19 protein-coding genes are annotated in these 25270 nt (G+C 60.5%); 5 read left to right on the forward strand and 14 right to left on the reverse strand.

Annotated features, from left to right (window positions below; translation table 11 throughout):
* Positions 1 to 66: 66 nt before the first annotated feature.
* From ACA060_RS02900 to cbiE, 14 genes are all read right to left on the reverse strand, one after another.
* Complete coding sequence (locus ACA060_RS02900) at positions 67 to 438, reverse strand: DUF6124 family protein (protein WP_497315308.1); 372 nt, start codon at positions 436 to 438, stop codon at positions 67 to 69.
* 516 nt (positions 439 to 954) lie between these two features.
* On the reverse strand, positions 955 to 1965 hold the full coding sequence (locus ACA060_RS02905; RefSeq protein WP_497315310.1) for a FecCD family ABC transporter permease: 1011 nt from the start codon (positions 1963 to 1965) through the stop codon (positions 955 to 957).
* Positions 1962 to 2909 carry an ABC transporter substrate-binding protein gene (locus tag ACA060_RS02910; protein WP_497315312.1) on the reverse strand — a complete coding sequence of 316 codons (948 nt, stop codon included), beginning with the start codon at positions 2907 to 2909 and terminating at the stop codon, positions 1962 to 1964. The genes ACA060_RS02905 and ACA060_RS02910 overlap by 4 nt, the downstream gene beginning before the upstream one ends.
* Positions 2909 to 3694 carry an ABC transporter ATP-binding protein gene (locus tag ACA060_RS02915; RefSeq protein WP_497315314.1) on the reverse strand — a complete coding sequence of 262 codons (786 nt, stop codon included), beginning with the start codon at positions 3692 to 3694 and terminating at the stop codon, positions 2909 to 2911. The genes ACA060_RS02910 and ACA060_RS02915 overlap by 1 nt, the downstream gene beginning before the upstream one ends.
* A 213-nt stretch (positions 3695 to 3907) precedes the next feature.
* On the reverse strand, positions 3908 to 5287 hold the full coding sequence (locus tag ACA060_RS02920; RefSeq protein WP_497315316.1) for a PepSY-associated TM helix domain-containing protein: 1380 nt from the start codon (positions 5285 to 5287) through the stop codon (positions 3908 to 3910).
* Positions 5288 to 5416: 129 nt separating this feature from the next.
* Positions 5417 to 7534, reverse strand: coding sequence for a TonB-dependent copper receptor (locus ACA060_RS02925; RefSeq protein WP_497315318.1), 2118 nt, complete (start codon positions 7532 to 7534; stop codon positions 5417 to 5419).
* A 224-nt stretch (positions 7535 to 7758) separates the two neighbouring features.
* Positions 7759 to 8208: a DUF2946 domain-containing protein gene (locus ACA060_RS02930; protein ID WP_497315320.1), complete on the reverse strand. Its 450-nt coding sequence runs from the start codon at positions 8206 to 8208 to the stop codon at positions 7759 to 7761.
* Positions 8209 to 8228: 20 nt separating this feature from the next.
* Positions 8229 to 8708 (reverse strand): copper chaperone PCu(A)C, encoded by a 480-nt coding sequence (locus ACA060_RS02935; protein WP_497315322.1) that lies wholly within the window; start codon positions 8706 to 8708, stop codon positions 8229 to 8231.
* A gap of 48 nt (positions 8709 to 8756) precedes the next feature.
* Positions 8757 to 9155: a DUF2946 domain-containing protein gene (locus ACA060_RS02940; RefSeq protein ID WP_109627765.1), complete on the reverse strand. Its 399-nt coding sequence runs from the start codon at positions 9153 to 9155 to the stop codon at positions 8757 to 8759.
* A 98-nt stretch (positions 9156 to 9253) separates the two neighbouring features.
* Entirely contained in the window at positions 9254 to 9544 is a 291-nt protein-coding gene (locus ACA060_RS02945; protein WP_109627766.1) for an addiction module antidote protein, read from the reverse strand.
* A complete protein-coding gene (locus ACA060_RS02950; protein ID WP_219093764.1) occupies positions 9541 to 9849 on the reverse strand; it encodes a type II toxin-antitoxin system RelE/ParE family toxin in 309 nt (102 codons plus the stop codon). Before ACA060_RS02950 ends, ACA060_RS02945 begins: the two co-directional genes overlap by 4 nt.
* A gap of 191 nt (positions 9850 to 10040) precedes the next feature.
* Positions 10041 to 10769, reverse strand: a complete 729-nt coding sequence (locus tag ACA060_RS02955; RefSeq protein ID WP_497315324.1) for a cobalt-precorrin-6A reductase — start codon at positions 10767 to 10769, stop codon at positions 10041 to 10043.
* Positions 10766 to 11863: a cobalt-precorrin-5B (C(1))-methyltransferase gene (locus ACA060_RS02960; RefSeq protein ID WP_497315326.1), complete on the reverse strand. Its 1098-nt coding sequence runs from the start codon at positions 11861 to 11863 to the stop codon at positions 10766 to 10768. The genes ACA060_RS02955 and ACA060_RS02960 overlap by 4 nt, the downstream gene beginning before the upstream one ends.
* A complete protein-coding gene (gene cbiE / locus ACA060_RS02965) occupies positions 11856 to 13067 on the reverse strand; it encodes a precorrin-6y C5,15-methyltransferase (decarboxylating) subunit CbiE (protein ID WP_497315328.1) in 1212 nt (403 codons plus the stop codon). The genes ACA060_RS02960 and cbiE overlap by 8 nt, the downstream gene beginning before the upstream one ends.
* 143 nt (positions 13068 to 13210) lie before the next feature.
* Here cbiE and cobG point away from each other — a divergent pair, with 143 nt between their 5' ends.
* The 5 genes from cobG (at position 13211) to ACA060_RS02990 (ending at position 25152) form a co-directional block, all read left to right on the forward strand.
* Complete coding sequence (cobG, locus tag ACA060_RS02970) at positions 13211 to 14518, forward strand: precorrin-3B synthase (RefSeq protein WP_497315330.1); 1308 nt, start codon at positions 13211 to 13213, stop codon at positions 14516 to 14518.
* Complete coding sequence (locus tag ACA060_RS02975) at positions 14511 to 15137, forward strand: precorrin-8X methylmutase (RefSeq protein WP_046054534.1); 627 nt, start codon at positions 14511 to 14513, stop codon at positions 15135 to 15137. The genes cobG and ACA060_RS02975 overlap by 8 nt, the downstream gene beginning before the upstream one ends.
* Positions 15137 to 15868 (forward strand): precorrin-2 C(20)-methyltransferase, encoded by a 732-nt coding sequence (locus ACA060_RS02980; protein WP_109627773.1) that lies wholly within the window; start codon positions 15137 to 15139, stop codon positions 15866 to 15868. The genes ACA060_RS02975 and ACA060_RS02980 overlap by 1 nt, the downstream gene beginning before the upstream one ends.
* On the forward strand, positions 15868 to 17571 hold the full coding sequence (gene cobJ / locus ACA060_RS02985) for a precorrin-3B C(17)-methyltransferase (RefSeq protein WP_497315332.1): 1704 nt from the start codon (positions 15868 to 15870) through the stop codon (positions 17569 to 17571). The genes ACA060_RS02980 and cobJ overlap by 1 nt, the downstream gene beginning before the upstream one ends.
* A 540-nt stretch (positions 17572 to 18111) precedes the next feature.
* Entirely contained in the window at positions 18112 to 25152 is a 7041-nt protein-coding gene (locus ACA060_RS02990) for a TcdA/TcdB pore-forming domain-containing protein (protein ID WP_497315334.1), read from the forward strand.
* Positions 25153 to 25270 lie beyond the last annotated feature (118 nt).

Below are 25270 nucleotides of genomic sequence, written 5' to 3' on the forward strand. Positions count from 1 at the left end.
TCGCAGCCGAGCGGGAGCAAGCTCCGTCGCCACAGAGGCTCATTCCCACAATTTTTTGCAAGGTTTCTAGGTGGGAACGACGTTATCCACCGCGCGGTTCACCGCCAGTTCCGCGAGCATGATGATTTGCTGGATTGCCATCGCCTTGTGACGTTGCGGGCCGATCAGGTCGGCGGCGAAATCGCTGGCCATCACACTGGCGGATGCCAAGGATTCACAGGCATTGACCAACAGGCTTTCGGTGTCGTTGTCGGGGGCAATCATGAACATGGTGCTGGGGCGGCGGGGTTTTTCGGCGTAGTGGGTCGCGGGATCGAGGTAGTAGTCGAGGGCGCGGTTGATGGCATCGCGGTCTCGAAGCAGGTCGTCGTCGCGTGATGTTTCGGGTTCGGGCGTGGTGGTGTCGATGGGTGGATCGGGTACGATTTTCTTAGTCATGGCAATGATTCCCTTGAAGCAATTGGAGCCATCACTTGTCGTTTCTCACGCGACGAAGGGGTGGCAGCTATGTGCGGAGTGAGAAACCGGTAGGAATCAACCCGGCCGAACCGAAGTCCGCCCGCACACAGCCGCCATAGAACATTGCAGGCAGCGAATAAGCTGGCGGCAATTATGGTGGTGCTTGCGATAGATTGAAACCTGGCCGGGTTCTCACACCCGATCACTGAGTCTTCAGTGACACCCCCAGACTAGACAGCCCACGTCCGACGAACAACCTGAAAAAGTCGTGGGAAACGTCCGGTTTTTTTGCATTCGTATAAACACACCTAAACAACCCCAGAATCACGCTCCCACAGTGGGTTTGTGTCGGACACGGAGCCTGTGGACAACGATAAACCCCTGTGGGAGCGAGCCTGCTCGCGATAGCGGCATTTCAGGCGAAGTGATGCTGGATGTGCCGCCGTCATCGCCAGCAGGCTGGCTCCCACAAGGTTCGGTGGTGTGCTGACAGGATCAGCGGCGGCGCATGAGGCCGATGAAGAATAGGCCGCCGATGGCCGCGGTGGCGACGCCGATGGGCAGGTCTTCCGGGGCGATCAGGGTGCGGGCGGCGACATCGACCCAGACGAGGAAAATGCTGCCCAGCAACACGCACACCGGCAGCAACCGACGGTGTTCGGCGCCGACCAATCGTCGCGCTATGTGCGGCACCATCAGCCCGACAAACCCGATGGAACCACTGATCGACACCAGTACCCCGGTCATCAGCGATGCAATCAAAAACACCCGCAACCGAACGGTTCGAGCATTCAAACCGAGGGTCACGGCGGTCTGTTCACCAGCCATCAGCGCATTCAACGGTCGGGCCATGCCTAGCAGCAAGACCAATCCCAGCAACACGCTGGCGGCCGGCACCGCAAGCAACTCCCAACGCGCCAACCCGAGCCCGCCGAGCATCCAGAACATCACCGCGGAACTCGCCCTGTGATCGCCGAGAAACAGCAGCAAATTGGCAATCGCCATCATCACGAACGACACGGCCACGCCGCACAGCAGGAGGCGGTCACTGTCCAGTCGGCCGTTGCGATTGGCGATCATCAGCACGATCACCATGCTCAGCAGTGCGCCGATGAACGCTGCGATCGGCAAGGTCAGCAGACCGACGATTTCACCGACATGCAGCACCACGATTACCGCGCCAAGGGTCGCGCCGGAAGTGACCCCGAGCAGATGCGGGTCAGCCAACGGATTGCGCGTCACCGCTTGCAACACGGCGCCGATCAGCGCCAGTCCAGCACCCACCAACGCACCGAGCAGCATGCGCGGCACACGGATCAACCACACGATGTGTTCCTGCCCGGCGGTCCAGTCCGCAACGCCGACACCCAAAATCTTGTGCAGCAAGATCCGCCACACCACGTCCACCGGCACCCGCGCCGGGCCGAAGCCTAGCGACACCACGCACGACACCAGCAACAGCGCGCCGAGCATCACCAGCAGCAAGGCATAGCGACGATCCATCATTCGCCGTGGAAACCTTTGGCCAGGGTTTCAACCGCCAGCACGTTGTCGATGCCCGGCGTGGCCTGCACGTAGGGAATCACGATGAAGCGCTGGTGCTTGATCGCGTCCACCGATTCCAGCGCCTTGTTGTCGAGCAGGAATTGCTCCTTCTGTTCGGCGGTGACTTCGCCGTAGTCGACGATCACGATCACCTGCGGGTTGCGCTCGACCACATTTTCCCAGTTCACGCGGGTCCAGCTCGCCTCGACGTCGTCCAGAATGTTGCGCCCGCCTGCGGCGTCGATCAGTGCCTGCGGCATGCCGAGGCGGCCGGAAGTCATGGCGCGGTCTTCACCGCTGTCGTAGAGAAACACGCGCGGTTTGTCGGCAGGCAGATCCTTGCGCACCTCGGCGACTTGCGCCTGCATTTGGGCGATGAGTGCATTGGCGCGATCCTGCACGTCGAAGATTTTGCCGAGGTTGCGCAGGTCGTTGTAGGTGTCTTCCAGGCTGGCCGGTGGACGCTTCATGACGAAGGCGCAGGACTCGGTCAGCTCATAGACATTGATGCCCAGTGGTTGCAACGTTTGCGGCGTGAGGTCGCCGCCTACGCGCATGCCGTAATCCCAGCCGGCGAAGAAGAAATCGACGTTGGCGTTGAGCAGGGTTTCCACCGACGGGTATTTCGCTGCCAGTTCCGGCAAGCCGTCGAGGATGGTCTGCATCTCGGGCGTGACCGACTTCCAACCCGTGACGCCGCTGTAGCCGGCCATGCTCGGCTTGAGGCCGAGGGCGAGCATCATCTGGGTCATGTTGATGTCGTGGCTGACCGCGTGTTTCGGCGCTTGCTTGAACGTCACTTCGCGGTTGCAGCTGTGGATCGTCAGTGGGTATTTCGTGGCTTCGGCAAAGGCTTGGGCACTGCCCAGCAACAGAGCGACGCAGAGCAGGGAACGCAAATTCATCATTGGGTTATCCAGGTGATTCGTGGGTAGCCGTGCAAGGGGTGTTCATCGATCAGCGCTTCGACGCCGAACACGTCGCGCAGCAGCGGGGCGGTCAGGACTTCTTTCGGGGTGCCGCTGACGACGATGCGACCGTGATTGATCACGTACAAACGATCGCAGAAAGCGGCGGCCAGATTGAGGTCGTGGATGCTGGCCAGGGTGCCGATTTTCAGGCGTTTGACTAGCTGTAAAAGCTCAAGCTGAAAGCGCGGGTCGAGGTGGTTGGTCGGTTCGTCGAGAATCAGCAATTGCGGTTGCTGGGCCAGGGCGCGAGCGAGGATCACACGCTGTTTTTCACCGCCGGAGAGGGTGGCGAAGGCGTGGTCTTCGAAGCCTCTGAGACCGACGGATTCCAATGCTTGAGTCGCCAGGTTTCGGTCTTCAAGCGTGTCGCCATCGAACAGGCCTTTGTGCGGCGTGCGCCCCATGGCGACCACCTCGTCGACAGTCAGGCCGAAGGCGTCGGGAAACTCCTGCAGCACCACGGCGATACGTTGCGCGCACCAGCGCGAGGATTGTTTCCAGACGTTGTGGTGGCCGAGTTGGACCTCGCCGCTTTCGGGCTTGCTGAAGCGATAAGCGCAACGCAGCAGGCTGGTTTTGCCGCTGCCGTTGGGACCGATCAACCCGACGAACTCACCGGCGGACACCTGCAGGGACGCGTCGCGCAGCTGGAACTGGTGATGGCAGTGGCCGTGGCCCTGGGGTGTCCAGGCGAGGGTTGTGAGGTTCAGCGAGGTCATGCATTGGCTCTGAGATCATGGGTGATGCTGATGACGCAATCGCGGGCAAGCCCGCTCCCACAGGGATCGCGAAAATCCTGTGGGAGCGGGCTTGCCCGCGATGGGGCCTGCTGATTAAAACGGTACGCTTGAGTTATACAGTAACGCTAAGAATGATGCTGAGCCAAGCGCGGAAAGTCTACAGGGCTCTCTGATCCGCGCATCTCGCCTGTTTCACGATGAAGATGAGGCCGATTCAGTTGGTCGGGTGAAGCGCGACAACAACACGCGATCCAATACCCAGACCACCACCAAGGATGCACCTACCAGCGGAAATATCACCGCCAATGCAAACATGATCACCATCGCGGTTTTCCATTTCGGCAGGTCGTGACGCAGCGGTGGCACACCGAATTTCCCCTGTGGCCGACGCTTCCACCAGATCACCACGCCGCTGACCGCGCTAAGCAAAATCATCAGGCAGATCAGCAGCACGATGATCTGGTTGAGCACGCCGAACATCTTGCCTTCGTGCAGCATCACGCCGATTTCCGTGGCGCGGGCGACGGTGCCGTATTGCTCGAAGCGCACGTCGGCGAGGACATCGCCGGTGTACTGATCGACATGCAGCGTGGCGTCGTTGCGCGGGTCGTCGGCAAACACGGCGATGGTGAACACGCCGGTGTCTGTGGTCGGGAAGGTGATGCTGTAACCCGGCTCGACCTGGCGTTGCACGGCGATGTTCTGCACGTCTTGCAGGCTGATGGTTGGCGCCGCTGGGCCGGATTTCGCGCCGTCGTGGGCCATGTGTTCGGCGTGGTCACCGGACATTGGCATCGGCGTGTTTTCCATGGCCCACGGCACGGTCTGGCGAGTGGCGGAGTTGAGGCTGCGGGCCTCGACGTCGGACTTGGGCACGTTGTCCCACATCGCCGCCGGGAACACGTTCCACACTTGCGCGTATTTCTGGCCCCAGAACCCGGTCCAGGTCATGCCGCTAAGCAGCATCACCAGCAGCAACGATGCGCCCCAGAAGCCGGTGACAGCATGCAAATCACGCCACAGCACTCGACCGCGACTGGTCAGGCGCGGCCACAAAATGCCGGCCGCCTGGCCACGCGGCCACCACAGGAATACGCCGGAAACCACCAGCACCACGCCCCATCCAGCGGCCAGTTCGACCAGCCGATCACCGACGGTGCCAATCATCAATTCACCGTGAATCGCTCGCGCCACCGCTTGCAGATTCTTCTTGGCGTCTTGCTCGCCGAGGATGTCGCCCTGGTAGGGATCGATGAATACGTTGAGCTCGGTGCCGCCATTGATCACGACAAACTGCGCGCTGCGCTCGGCGTTGACCGGCGGCAGGTACTGTTTGATCGTGGCGTGTGGATACGCCTGTTTCACCCGCTTGAGCAGGTCGTCGGCCGGGACGCTGTGATGCCCGGCCGGGACGTTCATCAGGCTGCCGTACATCAACGGATCGAGTTGCGGCTTGAACAGGTAAATGACACCGGTCAGGGCCAGCATCACCATGAATGGCGCGACGAACAGACCGGCATAGAAATGCCAGCGCCAGGCCAGGTTGTAGAAATTCACTTTGGGCTGTTTCATCACATGTGCTCCGCTTTGGCATGGATCTTTTAGTTGTTTGTTTTGCGGTTGCTGCGCAACCGATCGCGAGCAGGCTCGCTCCCACAGGTTCTCCACGTCCATGTGGGAGCGGGCTTGCCCGCGATGCTCTTAGAAGCTCATGTCCACCTTGGTCCAGAGCGTTCGCCCCGGTTCTTTAATGGCCTGCGGGTCGTTGGCCGGGTAGCCAAAACCGGCGTTGCCGGCCAGGTTCAAATGCTCGGCGTACGCCTTGCCGAACAGGTTGTCGACGCCACTGCTGACCTTCCAGTTTTTGTTGATGCGATAGGCGCCATTGAGCGAGAACACGCCAAAACCGGAGGTCTTGTCGAAGTCCTTGCCCACCACGTTGCCCTTGTTCTGGTCGATGCGGTTTTGCGCCGCGACCACGCGCCACAAGGCCCCGGCGCTCCAGTTGTCTTCGCTGTAGGTCAGGCCGAAACGCGCATCCAGCGGCGGCATTTGCGGCAAGGCGTTGCCATCGCTGCTGTTCTTGCCCCAGGCGTAAGCCAGGGTCGCGTCGGCTTTCCAGTTGGAGGTCAACTGATAGGCCGCGCCGAGTTCGCCGCCCATGATTCGCGCGTCGATGTTCTGAGCTTGGGACGTGGTGCCCATCATCGTCGGGGTGTAGTTGAACAGGATGTAATCGCGCACCTGGCCGACGTAACCCGAGGCCCAGGCTTCGAGGTCTTCGGTCTTGTATTGCAGGCCGACATCGAGCTGGGTGGTTTTTTCAGGCTTGATCGAATCGAAGGCATTCACCGACCCGGCGGGGCCGGACTTGGGAGAAAACAGTTCCCAGTAATCCGGGAAACGCTGGGTATGACCGAGGCCGGCATACAGCGTGGTCGGGCTGTCGGCGAGGTCATGCTCGTAGCGCACGAAACCGCTTGGCAAGGTGTCAGCGCGGGTGTCGTCGGCGGTCGGGTTGGGGCGGGTCATCATCCCGGAACCGGTGGTCTGCCGATAATCCTTGGCCGAGGCGCGGTCCAGGCGCGCACCGGTAATCAGCCGGTCACGGTCGGCGGCGTACCAGGTCAGTTCGCTGAACACACCGTAGTTATGGAAATCGGCATCCTTGGTGTACGGCAGGTCCTTGTAGGTATCGATGCCCATGCTGCCGCGTTGGCGATGCTCGTTGGTCTGCGCGTCGAGGCCGCTGATCAATTGCACATCGGCCCAGCGCCAAGTGGCTTTGATCCGCGCGCCGAGGGTGCGACGGTCGACGTTGGAGGCCATCGGGCCGGCCATCATCCCGGTGCCGGACGGTGTGCGCAGGGTGTAGTTGTCCATCACGTGGTCGGCGTAGTTGTAGTAGATCTGCGCTTCAACCTTGTCCAGCACCTCGCCGATGTTGGACTTCTCGAACCGCAAGCCCAGGCTTTCACGCTTGAACTGTGAACCGTCCATGCCGCGCCCGGCGTAACGCGCCTCGCCATCGCCCTTGCCGGCGGTCAGCTCCAGCAAGGTGTCGGCGTCCGGCGTCCAGCCGAGCGCCACGTCACCGTTCCATTTGTCGTAGCGCGACGGCACGGTGTCGTTGTTGCCATCCTTGTAGTCGTCGGCGTGCGCGGTGTTGCCGATCACGCGCACGTAACCCAGCGGACCGCCGGCAGCGGCGTCCACCACTTTGTCAAAGCGGCCGTTGGAGCCGGCCAATACGCTGGCGTTCACACGCGTACCGAGTTCGCCGAAGCTCTCCGGCTCACGCTCGAAAAGGATGGTGCCCGCTGATGCGCCCGGTCCCCACAGCACGGTTTGCGGGCCTTTGATCACGGTGAGTTTGTCGTAGGTTTCCGGCGAGATATAGGAGGTGGGCGCGTCCATCCGGCCGGGGCAAGCACCAAGCAATTGGCCGCCGTTGGTGAGGATGTTCAGTCGCGAACCGAACATGCCGCGCAGCACCGGATCACCGTTGGTGCCGCCGTTGCGTACGAGGGCGAAGCCGGGGATGGTTTTCAGGTAGTCGCCACCGTCGCTGGCCGGCACCGGTTGGCGCGGGTCCTTGGGGTTGGTGACGATGGTCAGCGGCGAACTTGGCGCGATGGCGGTGATCACCGTCGGGCTCAGATCTTCACTGTGGCCCGCGTGTTCGTCGGCCAGCACCGTGGGTGCCAGCAATGCGCCGCAAAGGATGGCGGTGGCGCGCCTGAAACGAATACTCGATTCGTTCTGGGCAAAAGAAGCTTGGGCAGGGCTCAAGCATGTGTCAGCAGCAAACCTGGACATGACAATTTCCATCGAACAGTCGTAAACGACACGGCCGGCAACCAACGCAATCCCTTGTGGGAGCGAACTTGTGTGGCGAGCGAGCTTGCTCGCGCTGGGCTGCGTAGCGGCCCCTTTTGTGAGTGCTGCGCACTCAAGCGGGAGCAAGCTCCCTCGCCACACTAGTCCACCGCCACAGGTTGCTATGGTTGTCTTCGAAACCGTGTGCAATCAGAGGTGGGTGTTTACGCGACGACAGGCGGGGCGCGGCTGCGGGCGCCGGGGAAAAAGGTTTGCCGGGCATGGCCCAGGCGGGGGGAGGGAGAGGTGAAGGTGGTGGTTGTTGGTGTATCGAACGCGACGAAGGTCTGGCCACCGGTCAGCGCCGGGCAATTGAACAGCAGACTGCAATAGCCGCATTTTTCCCAGAGCGCGTGGTGCGAGGCTTTGGGCGGGCAGTGTTCGGCGGTGGGTTGCGCGCCGTGGCCGGCGTGCTCCATGGCCGACATGTCCATGCTCATGTCCATCGACATGCTCATCGACATCGACGAGGCGCGTTGATCCATCGGCATCGACTGAGAAATCAGCGGGCCGATAAAGATCATCAGCATGGCGAACAGGCTGATCCAGCTGCCGCGCGTCAGGCCAGACGACTGACGACGGTGTGCGGATGACCTGGCGCTAAGCGGGCGCATGGCGTGTCCTGCTCAGGCGATTACTGGGCGTGGACGTGCATCTGCATGTCTTCCGGCGGCTTCTTCTGCACCGAGACTTCGACCGTCACATCACCGGCCTTTTCGAAGTGCATCGTCAGCGGGAAGCGTTTGCCGTCACTCAGCAGGCTACGGTCTTTCAGGTTCACCAGCATCACGTGATAGGCCATCGGTGCAAAGGTGACGTTGCCACCGGCAGGAATCTCGACACTCGGCACTTGCTGCATTTTCATCAGATCGGCTTGCATGACGTGCTCATGCAATTGCGCTTCACCGGCAATCGGCGAGTCGACGCTGAGCAGGCGGTCGGCCGTTTTGCCTAGGTTCTGAATGACAAAATAGGCCGCTACGGTTGGCGCGTTGGGCGGCAACTCTTGCGACCAAGGGTGAGCGATCTCCAGTTCGCCAGCCTTGTATTCGTGGGCATTGGCAAAGCAGGCAGGCAGCAGCAACGCAGCCAGAACGATGAGTTTGTTCAACATGGCAGTTCTCCAGAGCGATTCAAGACGCAGGTCAATTGCGAGAAAGAATCACACCAGAGGGGACGCTCGGGGGTTGAGGCTCGGCCATTGCTGGCGCGGGGTGGGTGTATCGAGAGAGGTGGCAGGCACGCTTCGATTGGCCTCGAAACGGGCGAAATACAGCTGCGGCACATGCCCGGGCAACGCCACCAGCGGAGCGGAACCTGAGCAGCACCAGCAATGCTGCATGTTGGAATGATCGTCGCTCTGCGGAGCTTTCTGCTCGAGGTCGCCCAGGGAAATCGCCACCATCTTGGTGCCGCTGGACGTGCAGAAACTGCCCCACAACAATTGCTCGGCGGGTGACTTCGCCGATTGCGCCATGGCTCCAGTCATCGGCATGGCGAGCATGTTGAACAGCACTGCGAAGCAGGCGATCCAGGCAATTGCGAGCCGTTGTCGGGACATGGGACAAAATCCGTTGGGTGGGCGATCAGGCGCGGCTATTTAGCCTGATCAGGGCCGATAAGTAAAAAAGCGGCGTGCGGTGTGGTGTCGCAGTGCGATCAGAGAGCCGTGGCATGCAAGCGCAGGCCCAAGGCTTTCATAACCTTCATGATAGTCGCGAATTCCGGATTGCCAGTGCTTCCCAATGCTTTGTACAAACTTTCACGACCCAGGCCTGCGTCACGGGCAACCTGGGTCATACCCTGTGCGCGGGCAATGTCGTTGAGTGCGGCACGTATGAGCACTCCATCGCCTGCATCTTCGTCAAAGCATGCATCCAGATAAGCGGCCATTTCCTCAGGTGTTTTGAGAAATTCGGCAGCGTCGAAACGGGTGAATTGTTCGGTCATGATGACTCCCCATTACCGATGTTTTGCGCTAGTTGAATGGCGCGTTTGATATCTCGTTTTTGTGTCGACTTGTCACCGCCCATCAGCAGCAGATAAACCACTTCACCTCGTCGGGTGAAATAGATCCTGTAACCGGGACCGTAATGCACGCGCATTTCATAAACAGTGCCGCCTACGGGTTCGCAATCTCCGAAATTCTCATGTTCGGCTGCTCGAAGCCTCGCGATGATCCGAGCTTTGCCAATGACGTCTCTCAGTGAATCAAGCCAATCACCAAATGCTCGGGATCGTTCAAAGTCGATCATGTTCGATCGTATTCCTTGGGATACAGGTTGGCAAGCCGCACTTTCCTCGGGCCGAATTTGATCGTCCCTAAGATGTTGGGTTGGTGTGCTTGTTAGAATTTGAGAACCCGGACTATAGGATTGAAGCCATAGCGTGAATAGCCAGCTCCGTCCGAGAGTGTTGCCGGCAGATTCGCAGGGTTAGGCAGAAATCAGGATTCGTCTGACACCGACAGGGCTTTCAGCACTTCACCCACCGACCCAAACTCCCGATCCACCCCCGGCAACACCGGCCGCCGCAACACAATCACCGGCACCCCGCGTTCCCGCGCCACTTCCAGCTTCGGCTCGGTCGCGGTGCTGCCGCTGTTCTTGCTGATTAGCACATCAATCTGTCGCCGCTCAAACAACGCCCGTTCATCCTCGATCAGGAACGGCCCGCGCGCGCCGATGACTTCGCAGCGGTCGTTGCCGGGGTAAACGTCCAGTGCGCGCAAGGTCCAGAATTGCTCCGGCGGGATTTCATGCAGGTGTTGCAAGGGCTCGCGGCCGAGGGTGAACAGCGGTCGGTGGAAGGGTTGGAGGGCGGCGATCAGTTCGGCCCAATCGCTGACGTCCCGCCAGTCATCGCCGGTCTGTGGTTGCCAGGCCGGGCGCCGCAATGCCCAGCATGCGATGCCGGTCAGCTTCGCGGCGGTGGCGGCGTTGTGGCTGATTTGTGCGGCGTAGGGATGGGTCGCGTCCAGCAGCAAGTCGATGCCTTCATCGCGAATGAACTGCGCCAGGCCTTCGGCGCCGCCGTAACCGCCAACGCGTACCTGGCAGGTCAGGTCCGTCGGCACGCGACCGACGCCGGCCAGGCTGTAGATGTGTTCCGGCCCGAGGGTGCGGGCGATGGCCAAGGCTTCGGTGACGCCGCCCAGCAGCAAAATACGCTTCATTGAAAAGCTCCCGCGTGGCCGACAATCCCGCCCTGGCGATCGATGGCAAACACTTCAACCTGAACCTGCGCCGGCACCACGCTGCGGGCAAAATCCAACGCGTGCTGACATACCGCATCACCAAGGGCGATGCCCGCCGCGCTGGCCATCGCCAGGGCTTGCTGGCTGGTATTGGCTTCGCGAATGCCTTGCTGTAACACCTCGTCGGCGCCGATCGCGGCGGCCCATTCGGCCAGTTGCGGCAGGTCGATGCTGGAGTGCCGGCTGTGCAAATCCATGTGCCCGGCCGCCAGTTTGCTGATCTTGCCGAAGCCGCCGCACAGGCTGAGTTTATCCACCGGCACTTTGCGCAAGTGTTTGAGGACGGCGCCGACGAAGTCGCCCATTTCGATCAGGGCGATTTCCGGCAGGTCGTAGACGCGGCGCATGGTGTCTTCGCTGGCGTTGCCGGTACACGCGGCGATGTGCAGGTAACCGTTGGTTTTGGCGACGTCGATGCCCTGGTGAATCGAGGCGATGTAGGCCGCGCAGGAAAACGGCCGGACGATGCCGCTGGTACCGAGGATCGACAGTCCGCCGAGAATGCCCAGGCGCGGGTTCATGGTTTTCAGCGCCAGCGCCTCGCCGTCCTCGACGTTTATCGTGACCTCAAAGCCGCCGCCGTAGCCGAGCTCTGTGGCCAGCAACGTCAGGTGCTCGCTGATCATTTTGCGCGGCACCGGGTTGATCGCCGGCTCGCCAACACCCAACACCAGCCCCGGCCGGGTCACCGTGCCGACGCCGCGACCGGCGTTGAAACGGATGCCCGGCGCGGCACTCAATCGCACCTGGGAATACAACAAAGCGCCATGGGTCACGTCCGGGTCATCCCCGGCATCCTTGATCGTCCCGGCTTCGGCGCCGTCGTCGATCAGTCGGCAGAACTCCAGGCGCATCTGCACCTGCTTGCCCTTGGGCAATACGATTTCGACGGCGTCCGCAGTCATCCCGCTCAACAACAAACGCGCCGCCGCCAGACTGGTCGCGGTCGCGCAGCTGCCGGTGGTCAGGCCGCTGCGCAGTGGGGCGGGTTGTTCGGCGGTTTCGTCACGCATCGAAGGGTTTCGTCACGTCCAGCAGGGTGATTGGCAACGCCTGGCGCCAGGTATCGAACTCCCCCAGCGGCTGGGCCTGGGCGACGTGAATGCGGGTCAGCTCACCGCCGTGCCGCTCGCGCCAGGCCATCAGGGTCACTTCGCTTTGCAGCGTGACCGCGTTGGCGATCAGTCGGCCACCGGGTTTGAGTTGCGTCCAACAGGCGTCGAGCACGCCCTCGCGGGTAACGCCGCCACCGATGAATATTGCATCCGGACGTTCAAGCCCGACCAAGGCTTGCGGCGCACTGCCGCGAATCAGCTGTAAACCCGGCACGCCGAGGGCATCGCGATTGTGTTCGATCAACAGCTGCCGGCCTTCATCGGCTTCGATCGCCAGCGCGCGGCAACCGGGGTGAGCGCGCATCCATTCGATGCCGATCGAGCCGCTGCCGGCGCCGACATCCCACAGCAGTTCGCCGGGCACTGGGGCGAGGCGCGCAAGGGTGATCGCGCGGACGTCGCGTTTGGTCAGTTGACCGTCGTGCTGGAAGGCCGAGTCTGGCAGGCCGGCCAGTCGCGAGAGACGCGGTGTGTTCGGCTCGGCGATGCACTCGATGGCGATCAGGTTCAGGTCGGCGACCGCTGGATTGTTCCAGTCATTGGCCACCCCATCGATGCGCCGTTCGGCGGTTCCGCCCAGATGTTCCAGCACGCTGAGACGGCTCGGACCGAAACCGCGCTCACGCAGCAACGCAGCGATGGCGGCCGGGCTTTGCCCATCGTTGCTCAGCACCAGCAAACGCACGCCGCTGAACAACTGCGCGTTGAGTGCGGCGAGGGGACGGGCGACCACCGAAAGCGTCACCACCTCCTGCAACGGCCAGCCCATTCGCGCCGCTGCGAGCGAGCAGGAAGAGGGCGCGGGCAGGATCAGCATTTCAGCGTTGGGCACTTGCCGGGCCAGGCTGGCACCGACGCCGAAGAACATCGGGTCACCGCTGGCCAGTACGCAGACCGGTTCGCCACGCAGCGTCAGGACCGGTTCAAGGGAAAAAGGGCTGGGCCACAACTGCCGCTCGCCACGGATGCAGGCCGGCAGCAAATCCAGTTGGCGCTGACCGCCAACGATCCGCGAAGCGCGCAGCAGGGAGTGCCGGGCGTTTTTGCCCAGGCCCTTGAAGCCGTCTTCGCCGATTCCCACTACTGTCAGCCAGGGTGACATCTGTAGCCCTCAAAAATAGTCTTCAAACGCGCTGTTCCGACGGGCAGGCTTTTCATGCCGCCTGACAAAGCAGGCATAATACCGCGCCTTCGCCCGCGAAGCGTCTTTCCCCATTGCCGGTCGCCCCCTTGAACGAACGCCCGATGTCCTCAGCCTTACGCCCCTCGGCCTGCCCGGGGTTGCTGCGTATTGTCCAGGCACTGGATGGCGGCATCTGCCGGATCAAATTGACCGGCGGTTCCATCAGCGCGGTTCAGGCGGAAGCGGTGGCCGATGCGGCCGAGCGTTTTGCAAGCGGAGTGATCGAGGCCACCAACCGCGCCAACCTGCAGATTCGCGGGATCGGCAGTGAGCACGGCGCGTTGATCGACAGCCTGATGGCCGCCGGGCTCGGCCCGACCAGCGCGGCGGGCGATGATGTGCGCAATCTGATGCTCAGCCCCGGCGCCGGCTTTGATCCGCAGATGCTGATCGATACGCGCCCGCTGGCTGAACAGATCCTGGCCACACTGCAAATCGATGAACGCTTCCACGACCTCAGCGCCAAGTTCGCCGTGCAACTGGATGGCGGCGAAAGTCTGGCGATGCTCGAACATCCTCATGATCTTTGGTTGTCCGCCACTGAACGAGACGGTGAGCGAGTGTATGTGTTCGGTCTGGCGGGTTGCCTTATCGACTCGCCCGTAGGTGCGGTATCGCTGGAGCGGGGGCATACACTGGTGGTCGCAGTGCTCGAGTTGTTCCTTGAACTGGCACGCCCCGAGCAGACCCGCATGCGGCATCTGCTTGCCGAATGCTCACTCGACGGGTTTGTCGCGCTACTCGCCGAACGTGTGCCGTTAATGCCCATTGAGGGTTGGCAACGCCGGGCCAATCCAGATGTGCTGCACATCGGCGCTCATCCGCAGCGTGGTGCCAATCGTGTGTACATCGGCGCAGTGCCACCGCTGGGCCGCCTCAATCCGGCGATGCTCAGAGGTGCTGCACACCTGGCCCGCGAGCAGGGCGATGGCTCCCTGCGTTTTACGCCCTGGCAAAGCCTGTTAATCCCCGGCGTTCATGCCGACGACGCGGCTCACGTTATCCACAGCCTCGAACATCTCGGCCTGCGCTGCTCAGCCGACGATGCCCTGGCGCATCTCATCGCCTGCACCGGCGCGACCGGTTGCGGCAAAGGCCTCGCCGACACCAAGGGCGATGCCCGGCAACTGGCGGCACTGCTGCAACGTCACGGTCAGACGCTGAATGTGCATTTGTCCGGCTGCCCGCGTTCCTGCGCGGCCGCACACGTTGCGCCAGTGACCTTGCTGGCGGTTTCTTCCGGTCACTACGACCTCTATTTTCGCGATGCAGCGCAGCCGGGTTTCGGCACGCTGCACGCACGCAACCTTACTATTGAAGCGGTCGCGGCCTTGCTCGACGCCCGCTCACGGAGCCCCTTAGATGCTTGATTACATCCGCGACGGTCAGGAGATCTATCGCAACTCCTTCGCGATCATTCGTGCCGAGGCCAACCTCGAGCGCATCCCGGCCGATCTGGAAAAACTCGCGGTGCGGGTGATCCATGCCTGCGGCATGGTTGATGCCATCGACGGCCTGCAGTTTTCCGAAGGCGCGGGCAAGGCCGGGCGCGATGCGCTGGCCGCCGGTGCGCCGATCCTGTGCGACGCGCGAATGGTCAGCGAGGGCGTGACCCGCACGCGCTTGCCGGCCAACAATCAAGTGATTTGCACCCTGCGCGATGAAAGCGTTCCGGAGCTGGCCCGTGAGCTGGGCAACACCCGTTCCGCCGCCGCGCTGGAGCTGTGGCGTCCGCATCTGGAAGGCAGCGTGGTGGTGATTGGCAACGCGCCGACCGCGTTGTTCTATCTGTTGGAAATGCTCGACGCCGGCGCACCGAAACCGGCACTGATCCTCGGCTTCCCGGTCGGCTTCGTCGGCGCCGCCGAATCCAAGGCAGCGCTCGCGGCAGACAGCCGCGGCGTGCCGTTTGTCATCATGCAAGGCCGGCTGGGCGGTAGCGCCATGGCCGCCGCCGCCGTCAACGCCCTCGCCACGGAGATCGAATGATGCAGTCACCTGGACGCTTGATCGGCCTGGGCGTCGGCCCCGGTGATCCGGAGCTGATTACCGTCAAAGCCCTGCGCCTGCTGCGCGAATCGCCGGTGGTGGCGTACTTCGTCGCCAAGGGCAAGAAGGGCAACGCTTTCGGCATCATCGAAGCGCATTTGCAGGAAGCACAAACGCTGCTGCCGCTGGTGTATCCGGTGACCACCGAAGCGCTGCCGGCGCCGCTGTCGTACGAGCAAGTGATCAGCGATTTCTACGATGCGGCCGGTGAAGAACTTGCCGCACACCTCGACGCTGGCCGTGACGTGGCGGTGATCTGCGAAGGCGATCCGTTCTTCTACGGCTCCTACATGTACCTGCACGATCGCCTGGCCGAACGCTACGAAGCCGAAGTGGTGCCGGGCGTGTGCTCGATGCTGGGCGGCGCTTCGGTGCTGGGCGCGCCGTTGGTCTATCGCAATCAGAGTTTGTCGGTGTTGTCCGGCGTTCTGCCGCACGAGGACCTCAAGCGTCGACTGGCCGATGCCGATGCGGCGGTGATCATGAAGCTGGGGCGCAACTTCCCCAAGGTCCGTCAGGTGCTCGAAGAGCTTGGTCTGGCGGAGCGTGCGCTGTACGTCGAGCGCGCGACCATGGCCAATCAGAAAATCGTTCCGCTGGATCAGGTCGAGCCGATGTCCTCGCCGTACTTCTCGCTGATCATCGTTCCCGGTGAAAGGTGGCAAGGCTGATGGCCCGTCCAGTTCCGGCGATTGTCATTCTTGGCAATGGCAGCCTCGCCACTGCACGCAAGATTCAGCAGATTTACCCCGGTGCCTTGATCCATGGCCTGGCCGAACGGGTTGAGGGCGCGGACCGTGTCTATCACGAGTTCGGCGCGACCTTGCGTGAGTTGTATCTGCACGACACACCGATCATTGCCCTGTGCGCTGCCGGGATCGTGATTCGCACCCTGGCGCCATTGCTGCTGGAAAAGGGCGCCGAACCACCGGTGCTGGCCGTCGCCGAAGACGGCAGCGCCGTGGTGCCGCTGCTGGGCGGACTCGGTGGCGTGAACGTCATGGCTCGGGTAATTGCTGCCGGTCTCGAAGTGGGCGCGGCGATCACCACCAGCGGTGAATTACGCTTCGGCACTTGCCTGCTCAATCCACCCAGCGGCTACGCCCTCGGCGATCTGGAACTGGGCAAGCGCTTCGTCTCGGATTTGCTCGCCGGACAAAGCGTGCGCATCGAAGGCGCCGCGCCGTGGCTGGCGCAAGCGCAGTTACCGGAAGACCCACAGGCGTCGTTGTCGATCCATGTCGGCAGTGCCGAGCGCACGCCGGCGGCCAATGAATTGCTGATCTATTCGCGCAACGTGCTGGTGGCGGTGAATGCCGAGGTGACGGATCTGCCGGACGCGATTCGCACGTCGCTGCATCAGGCGAACATCGCCGTGCAGTCGCTGGCGTGTTTGTTGGCCAGCGAACTGCACATGGCCAATCCTGCGTTGCGTGAAGCGGCACTGGAGCTGGGCGTGCCGCTGCGATTTGCCTCGGTCAGCGGCGACGTCAGCGAGTTGGCCCGCCACACTGTGCCGAACGCTGCCGTCGTGTCGGCTGAAACCGGCATTGCCGTCGCGGTGGCCAACCAGCCACTGGAGGTTGCGCAGATCGGGCGTGCACGCGGTCGTCTGGCCGTGATCGGCCTGGGTCCTGGCGCCGCCGAACTGATGGTACCCGCGGTCAAGGCCGAACTGGCGCGTGCCAATGACGTGCTGGGTTATGAAACCTACGTGCGCATGGCCGGGCCGTTTCGCGAGGATCAAGTACTGCATTGCACCGACAATCGCGAGGAAATGCAGCGCGCTCGCCACGCCTTCGAGCTGGCGGCCCAAGGGCGGTCGGTGGTGGTGGTGTCGTCGGGGGATCCGGGCGTGTTTGCCATGGCTGCGGCGGTGCTTGAAGCATTGCACGAGTCGAGTGAGCCGGGTTGGCACAGCGTTGATCTGGAGATTCTTCCGGGCGTCTCTGCCTCCCTGGCAACGGCGGCTCAGGCCGGTGCGCCACTGGGTCACGACTTCTGCGTGATGTCCCTGTCGGACAATCTCAAGCCATGGTCGATCATCGAGAAACGGCTGGACCTGGCGTCGCAGGCTGACCTGGCGCTGGCGTTCTACAACCCGATTTCGCGGTCGCGTCCCTGGCAATTGGGGCGAGCACTGGAGATCGTCGCGCAGCACCGCACCGCTGAAACGCCGGTGGTGTTGGGGCGCGACATTGGTCGTCCGGGCCAGACGTTGCGTGTCACCACGCTCGGTGAACTGACCCCTGATCAAGTCGACATGCGCACCATGGTGTTGATCGGCTCTTCCACCACCTGCGTGTTCCCTCGCGCGGAGGGTGGCCAGTGGGTGTATACGCCGCGCTGGTACGGCGACAAGCCTGCCGGGTAAGCCATCGCGGCCAGATCTGCTGGCCGCAGTCCCCCCTTCCGGAGCGTAAGATTTTTCACCGCGCATCCGCAGAAAAACGTCCGCATGCCCGCAGTACATTGACCGGACACGCGTGGAAAGTGCTCGCGGACGCATCAGACAATTCGCGATCCGGTTCTTAATGTTCTGAAACAACCCTCGCAGGCCGTTTGGTTTGCGGCCGCGCGCGGTTTGTTAATAAGCGTTTCCGTCAAATATAAAAGTTACACTTGTTTGGCGAGCTTAAGTGTAATTATTTAATTGGCTGGTTGTTCAATTGAGGTTGTTAATTTTATCGCTTAGTATTTTTTGGGTCTTATAGCTTAATTAGTGTTTGTTGTGTCTTGTGTTCGATAGAGGCCTCGTTAGAGCAACTGTGCAGGTTGTTTGGAGTGCCATCACCGCCAGAGCCTTCAGCGCTGGTTTTCAAAGTTAGTTCAGGGTCGCAAACGTCGACGGATGGACCGTGCGCGACGCTGCTGGCGGCGCGTATTTAAAAATTCTTATAAGGACATGGATGTTATGAATCAATCTCAGGTACCAGCCTTGGCGGGTAAGTCGTTTCTTCAGCATTTCCAGTCAGACGATGTTCAAACACTCGCGAGAGAGTTTCACGCCGCGCCTGAATATGACGCGTTGGTTGGCTATTACACAGCGTGCGTAAAGGATCAGCGATGGACTGACCTGATGGCGCCGTTGTTATTGTTCAAAGACACGCTGGACGCTCTGATTGGCCAGCGAACCGCGCCGATATCGCCAGCGTTGGCCGACCTCTCTGCGCGGCTCGAGAACTATTCAAACCGACTCGTCCAGACTGTTCGGATGTTGAATCCGGTTGCATCGCCAGTGCCGAAAATAATGCACTTCGTCTGGGTGGGCGGGAGCGCAGTAGGCGCTATTCAGCGAGACTACATCAACATCTGGAAAGAGGTCATGGTCAAGGAAGGCCATACGTTCAACCTGTGGTACGACAGTGACGCAGTGCTGGCGTTCGAGATGAATCGAGTGATTCTGGAAAGTGCCAGGGCGCATGCCATGGAGTCGGGGGGAGCGACAATCGCCACGCCGGCAGAACTGGCCCGGATGATCGAGCATCGGGCCCGGGTGCTGAAGGTGCAGATGGCGGCCCATCTCAGCCAGGAACGCTGGGCTGGCAAGGCAGATGAGGCGCGTATTGATCTGATGGTCCGTGCCTATGGCAAGGACGAGGCCACCCTCATCGCCTTCAGGCAAAAATGCCTGGACAGTCACTTGGCCATGGTGGATGAGCATCTGCGGCTACGTGATGTTCGTGAGGTGTTCAAAGAGCATCTTTTATGGGACGCCTATCAGCGCGAGGTGGCAGGGCGAGGGAATTTTGCTGCGGCCAGCGATGTGGTTCGTTTGCAGGTCGAAGCGCTGGAGGGCGGCCGCTACAGTGATGTGGACTACTTGCCGCAATTGAAGAACCGACTGGGCGGTGTCGATATCACGTCCTTCGACGAACGTGCGCGGATTGGCGTATTGCAACTCCTGCTCAATAACAATGAATCGTTGATGCCCGGTCGCGACCCCGGTCGATACCCTGACCGCACGATGATTATTCCTGAACAACACAGGAAAGCATTAACCGAGTTTGCGCTGCAGCGTCCGGGTGTTAACGACATATTCTCGGTACCGGTAAATAGTGAAACGCCCATGGACGGTATTCGCATGGCGATTCAGAACAACGGTGAAATGAATTCCCATATCGTGGCGCATGCCGGCGCTGGCTCGATCCAGGCAATTATCGAATTTATCAGGTTCAACTACGACTTCCTGTCAGCGTTTGAATCTCGATTGAGCACGGAGGGTGCAGACTGGAACAGTAACGCGGCCGTAGAAGATATTCTCGTGGCGATGGTGAATGAAAAAAATGCCGAGGTGCCTGCGCTGTCACAAACGCGCCGAGAGTATTTAGGCAAATTGGTTGCTGCCATTGGTACTTACTACAGTGACGGTATTCGTTATGACTCCCGAGGGACCATTGATTTAACCGGGCCCGGGGCTGCTATTAAAGGGCTTGAGGAGTACGTGGAGAAGCATCTCCTGTTTGAGGGGAAAGACGAAGTTCGAGATCGGTTGAAATTATCGGATGGCTACAACGTGGCCACCGAAGAAGAGAAGGTTTCTGGCTGGACGATCAATGCAACACCGCAAGAATGGTTGCAAAAGGAGCAAGCAAACTGGGCCGAAGGGAAACTGAAAACACGCTACAAGGGGAATTTTTCCGAGCTGTTGAGAGGGCAAACCCTAAGCTTCGAAAAGGGCTGGCCGCTCATCGAGGGACGACCGGTTTTGCTGACTGGAACCCTGCAGCGGTTGATGGATGAGCTGGGGGAACCCTTCATCCGTGCGATGAACGAAAAGCTCAGCGGTGAGTTGAGTTTTGATAAACCTTTTTCCCTGGACTTCGATGAACGTCAACGAATTCTGAACCAGCCCCTTGCAGAACTGCCGGTTTCCCTTGGTTTCGATCCGATTGGCAATCTGAATGAAATGATCGTTCGCATTGCCCGTGGGTCTCTGCCGCTCGAACAATTGAGTCCGGTACATCGGGTGGTGTTCGGCGGTCTGTTCGGCGCTTCGACCCTGGACAATGCCGGTTTCGCCAGCGCCTGGCAGCAGCTTGTCGCGCTCGCGCAAAATACGTCTGACCGGGGCCTGTCCGAGCGTTACATGGCGATCGAACAGGTGTTGCTCACGTTGAAAAGCCCCGCGTTCGAAGCGGCGTTTGCCGCTGTCAAAGCGCCGTTTGAGCCCTCCAGGGAAAGCGCTCAGGTACTTAAGGTTCTTTCATTCGAGAAACCGCTGACGCTTCGGCAATGGGGCGAGCGCGTGGCTCGCATCAGACACCAGACTGAGTACGAGCTGCGCACCTACATTCTTCAGCGCAGTGCCTCGGTGCGTACAACACTCCTGGAGGCGGGCGCGTCAATGGCCAAATTGATGCCGCAGGGTTTGCTGGTCAGGGGCGACGGCGACCCCGGCAGGCGTTGTTATCCACTGGCGCTGCTGATGGCGGCGGCGACTCATCAGGGCCGCGAAGCCGTACAGGCACTGAGCGGCAGATTGGCCAATGCGCATTTCTCGCCCAGTGAAAGTGATACCCATGCCTTTCTTCAGGCGCTCGACGATTTACGCGCCATCCCCCAGTCCGATTTTGGCGACAAGCTCGGCGCGTTGAGTTTCGACGGAATCTTCGAGACGTTGGCGGCTAAATCCGCACCTTGCACGTTGATGCTCAATACCGAAAACCATTCGATGATGGTGGCCAGGACCGGGACGGCCGAACACAGTAGCTGGTCTTTCTACGATCCCAATTTTGGTGTCTTCGGTTTTGATCGGTTAGACCATCTCAAGCTTGGCATGAAGACACTGTTCAGCACGTCTGACCTGGCCAGGCAGTATGCGATCGAGTCAACGAATCGCTCACCTTTCAATGTGATTGAACTGGATGGCAAGCGCCTTGCCAGCAAGCACCTGCCATCGAAACTGCAAGTATCGACGCTGTTGGGCAATGAATCCTTGAGCTCGGGAAAAAGCGTCGCGCCGTGGTCTCATCACGCCCAATTGCGCACGCGCGCGCTGTCCGAAAACGCTCGATTGGGACGTGGCCTGTCCGAAAGGGATGCCAGCGTCTGGGCGACGAAGATGGATCAGGTCACAAACCGAGTGAGAGCGGCGAATGAGCTGGGGAGTGAGTACGTTCCCGTATTCGCCACCCTGCAAGCCCAACCGGATGACGGCTACACACTGTCGTTCATGGATGTCAAAACGCAACGAATCCGCGAGGTGACAACCAAAGAGCCGTTCCTCAAGCAGATCAAATCGTTTCTGGACAAGAGTATCGAGTACCTGGCGGGCCCCGGCGATGGACATAAACCTGTCGATCCGACGGATGTTTCCGAGGGTAGCCGGCTGAGTTTTGCGTTTGGTTTCCAGGCGTTGATCACCGAACTTCGCAATCGCGACCACAATGCGTCGCCTGGAACAGAGTCGAACCTGGCCGTCGCCGTTCGTCTTCATGGCTACCTGGGTTACGCGCAGTTAGCCCACGGTATCGCGCTCGACACGCTGCAAATGGCGAACCTGATTCGCCAGCTGGTGACTGCCGAGCGAGCGATCGCCGTCAGGACGGCTTCGGCGGGCGGGCGGCTGCTGACGCGTGTCGCCGGCCCGGGGTTGGGGCAGGTGTTGGGCGTGGTCAATATCGGTTTTGATATTTATGAGCTCTACAACGCAGAAAACCACGAACAAAAAGCGCGTTTCGGCACTCAGCTGTTGTTCGATGTCAGTGCGGTTGTGCTCGATGGCGTCGCGCTGGTGGTCGGCGGGACAGCAGGTGCAGTCGCAGGGTTCTTGTCGGTGCCGCTGCTGGGTATCGGCATCGGCGTCACGGCGATTGCCGGCAATCTCGGACAAATCATGGACAAGGCCGAGAAAGTGGCCGAACTGTTTACCCGGTTCAAAACGGCGTATAGCCCGCAGGCGTTTTCGGTCAAGGAGGGGGTTGTATCGATAACGCCCGAGTCGGTGGTGGAGATGCTTGATCTTCGCGAAGGGGTGATGGTGTTCGGCAGTCAGGGGCTCTTTCGCTCTTTGGGTGGCTCAGGGCTCCCGCGGCCCGATGGCAACAAACAGAACGCCATTATTGTTCGCGAAAGCATGGGGCTGCCAAAACAGGTCGCGATTCCCGGCCCGCGCGTTCATGGTCGATTCAACGCTGTCACGGCAGATTCGGCCTTGCTGCTTCCGGGTACACCCACGTGCTATTACGGTTATGAGTATCAGCTGGGTTCCGATCCGGAAGTCTTTGAGTGGAGCGACCTGCTCTTGAGCGTGGTCGGCAGCTTATCCCTCCTGCCCCGTAAATCGTATCCACAATATGACGTTTTACGGGATCTTGAGGCCAGGGAAGAAGGTTTCTACTTCACCCACGCCAGACCTTTCCCGCACATCCTCTACAAACTCAATCCTGTTTATGAGCCCACGATCATTACCGTGCGCGTAGGAAATGAAACGCGGGCGCTGTACGTTCCTGAATTACCGCGAGAGATGAGGGGCAAGGTTTCTTACCGTATCGACACGATGAGGGGGGCTTACTCACTCGCACTCAGGCCAGGGCTCGTGGCGGTCCAACTCAGTGCGCGCCCGGGTGACGAGGCGGTGAGCTGGGTGTTGATCGCCGACTGGATCACACCACAACAAGTCAGTATCGGCGACGCGGGATTGAACATCGACGGTATTGAGCTGAGCATCGATACCGGCACCGAAGTATATGTTCGAACAAAAAACCTCGAAACCTACCGCGTTGACCGCGAACACCGGCAACTGAATCTGGCATCACTTCAGGCGGCCGACGGACGTTACTCGCAGGCTGAACTTGACCGTTTGAAAGTGCTTCACCGGCAGCAGCGCATAACCAATGCTCTGATACCTGCGGGCAAGTTTTTGCTGCCTTTTGGCAATCTGGAAAAACCGCAATACACCGTGGGTTGGTACGAAGTGGCTAAAGAGCGGTTCGTTTATGGCCGCCAATTCCTGGGCTCCGTCAGCGACAAACTGCAACTGGCCGGGGTGCAAGACGATCACGCTTATTTCTATCACCCGGACCAGTCCCTGATATGGCGAGTCAATGCCATCACGGGTTTGACCACCTGGCGCTACAGCGTCTTCAACCGGGGAAGTGAGGAGGCACAGATCATCGGTTGCCTGGATCGGGGGGCCGGCGTCGTTCAAGTGACCCAACGGGTGCGCCTGACCAAGACCCAGCGTTACCTGGTGGTTTATCTGATTCATGGCCTGGAAATCACATTGGTATCGGTGTCGAGCGAACCTCCTGACTATTTTGATACGTTGAAAGATGTCGTTGCCCTGTTACAGCAGCTCGATATGCTGGTCGCCGCTGATGTCGACGGCACCGAAGGGCAAGCGTCCTGGAAACCTGCGTCCTTTGTGACGGTGACGTCAGGCGACCTCGGCAAGCCGTCGCTGCCAAGATGGATCAACGGTCAGAGTCACCAAGTGTTGACGCCGCACCTGCCCGTCAGCGAAACCGCTGCGGCGCAACCTCAATTGAGCCTGCTACCACCCAATGACCCGGACGCCACAGCGTTCCTTTTTCACGATGCGCTCAGTCAACACCTCTATCATCAGCCCTTTACCGGCAATGAGGCGCAACGGGTTCCGATACCCGGCAGCGTCATGCTCAGGATCAGCGACGGCGGGTATCTGGTCGTCAACGAGTCCGGGTTGATGTTTGACGTTCGCCAGGACGCGAGCTTTTTCCTGGACGGCGTGACGGGGGAGTGGCTGGATGCTCATCCGATGTGGATGAGCGGTCTGGAAACCCTTGGCAAGGAGTATGCGGTTTCGCTGATTTCGCTCTCCGGACTGTCGGACATCACCGGCCAGTTGCCTGTCTTCGCGCGTTATCTGAGCAACAAGCTGTTGATAGCGGATATCGCGGCTGAAAAGGGTTGCCGTCTGCTGTCCGTCACTCGTGATGGCAAGCACGCCTGGTTACTCGGCCTGAGCACCGGCCACCTCTACCGTCAGGCGTTCATCGAACCTGAGCAGTTGAGCCGCGCGTTTGGCAGCGGCAGGCGGTTGATCAATGCTGACGCGCTCCCAAGACCGGAAAAAGTGTGGGGGCCATGGACATTTTCGCAAGTGCTGCCCTATGGCACCGGGTTGCGTGGCCGTACCCGTGAGGGGGTCAATCTCGAACTGATTGAAGGCGAACCGGCCCGGATTGTCAGTGTCGAGAACGCCTGGTCCTATCGTTACATGGAGTCGACGGAAGCGCTGACTGAACGCCTGAAAAACCTGGTGTCCGGTCAGGCCCATGCACCTTACCTGCCGATCGGGTACTCGACCGGCCGTTATGCTTATTACGTGCCTGAACTCAATCGTGTATTTGAGGTTTCCGGCAGGGCCGACGGACAGTGGGCGAACTTCCTCGGAACCCAGCGAGGGAGTGTTCCGCTGCTGTTTGATCCGGTGGAGGGCTTGATCTTCAACCGCAATACCAAAGAGGTTCTGTGGGTTGCAGCGAACAAGGCCAGCCGTGAGGGGGATGTCATGACACTGGAGGTGGCGGGAGAGGTGAAAGACCTTCTGGCCCTGGTGCCCGACGGTGTCAGCACAGTGATTCTGGGAGGCGCGGTCACGGGGTCGATTTATCACGTGTCGGACTCTGCCTGGCAGCACTTCGATTGCATTGTGGTTGATTGCACTGACTGGCCTGGCGTTGACGCAATGTCCACGCGCCTGATTCTGGCAACCGGGGCGCAGGATGACTGGCGTGTCGACAGGGCGGACACGCACCTGCTGTTCACCGATCCGGACAACGGCAGCAGCCTTGTTTTCCGTTCGGCTCAATCTGAGGATTGGGCATTGACCCAGTCGCTGAAACTGAGTGTGCAAGTCCTTGGCGGTACGCTTGAGGTCGGCGTCCATGAGCTGTGGCAAACCCTGTTCGATCAGGGCGAAAGCAGCCTTGAACTCAAGGTGCTCGTCGAGAAGTTGAACTCGGTCTGAACAAACCGGGTGCGGCCATTGGGTCAATACACTCGTTGATACGCGACACGCCATTTCCGTGAGTGTTTTGCGGCCTCCTCTTGAGGCCGCTTTTATAACGGCCGGTCATTTTTTATTT

The organism is Pseudomonas sp. LBUM1671 (genome assembly GCF_059695685.1).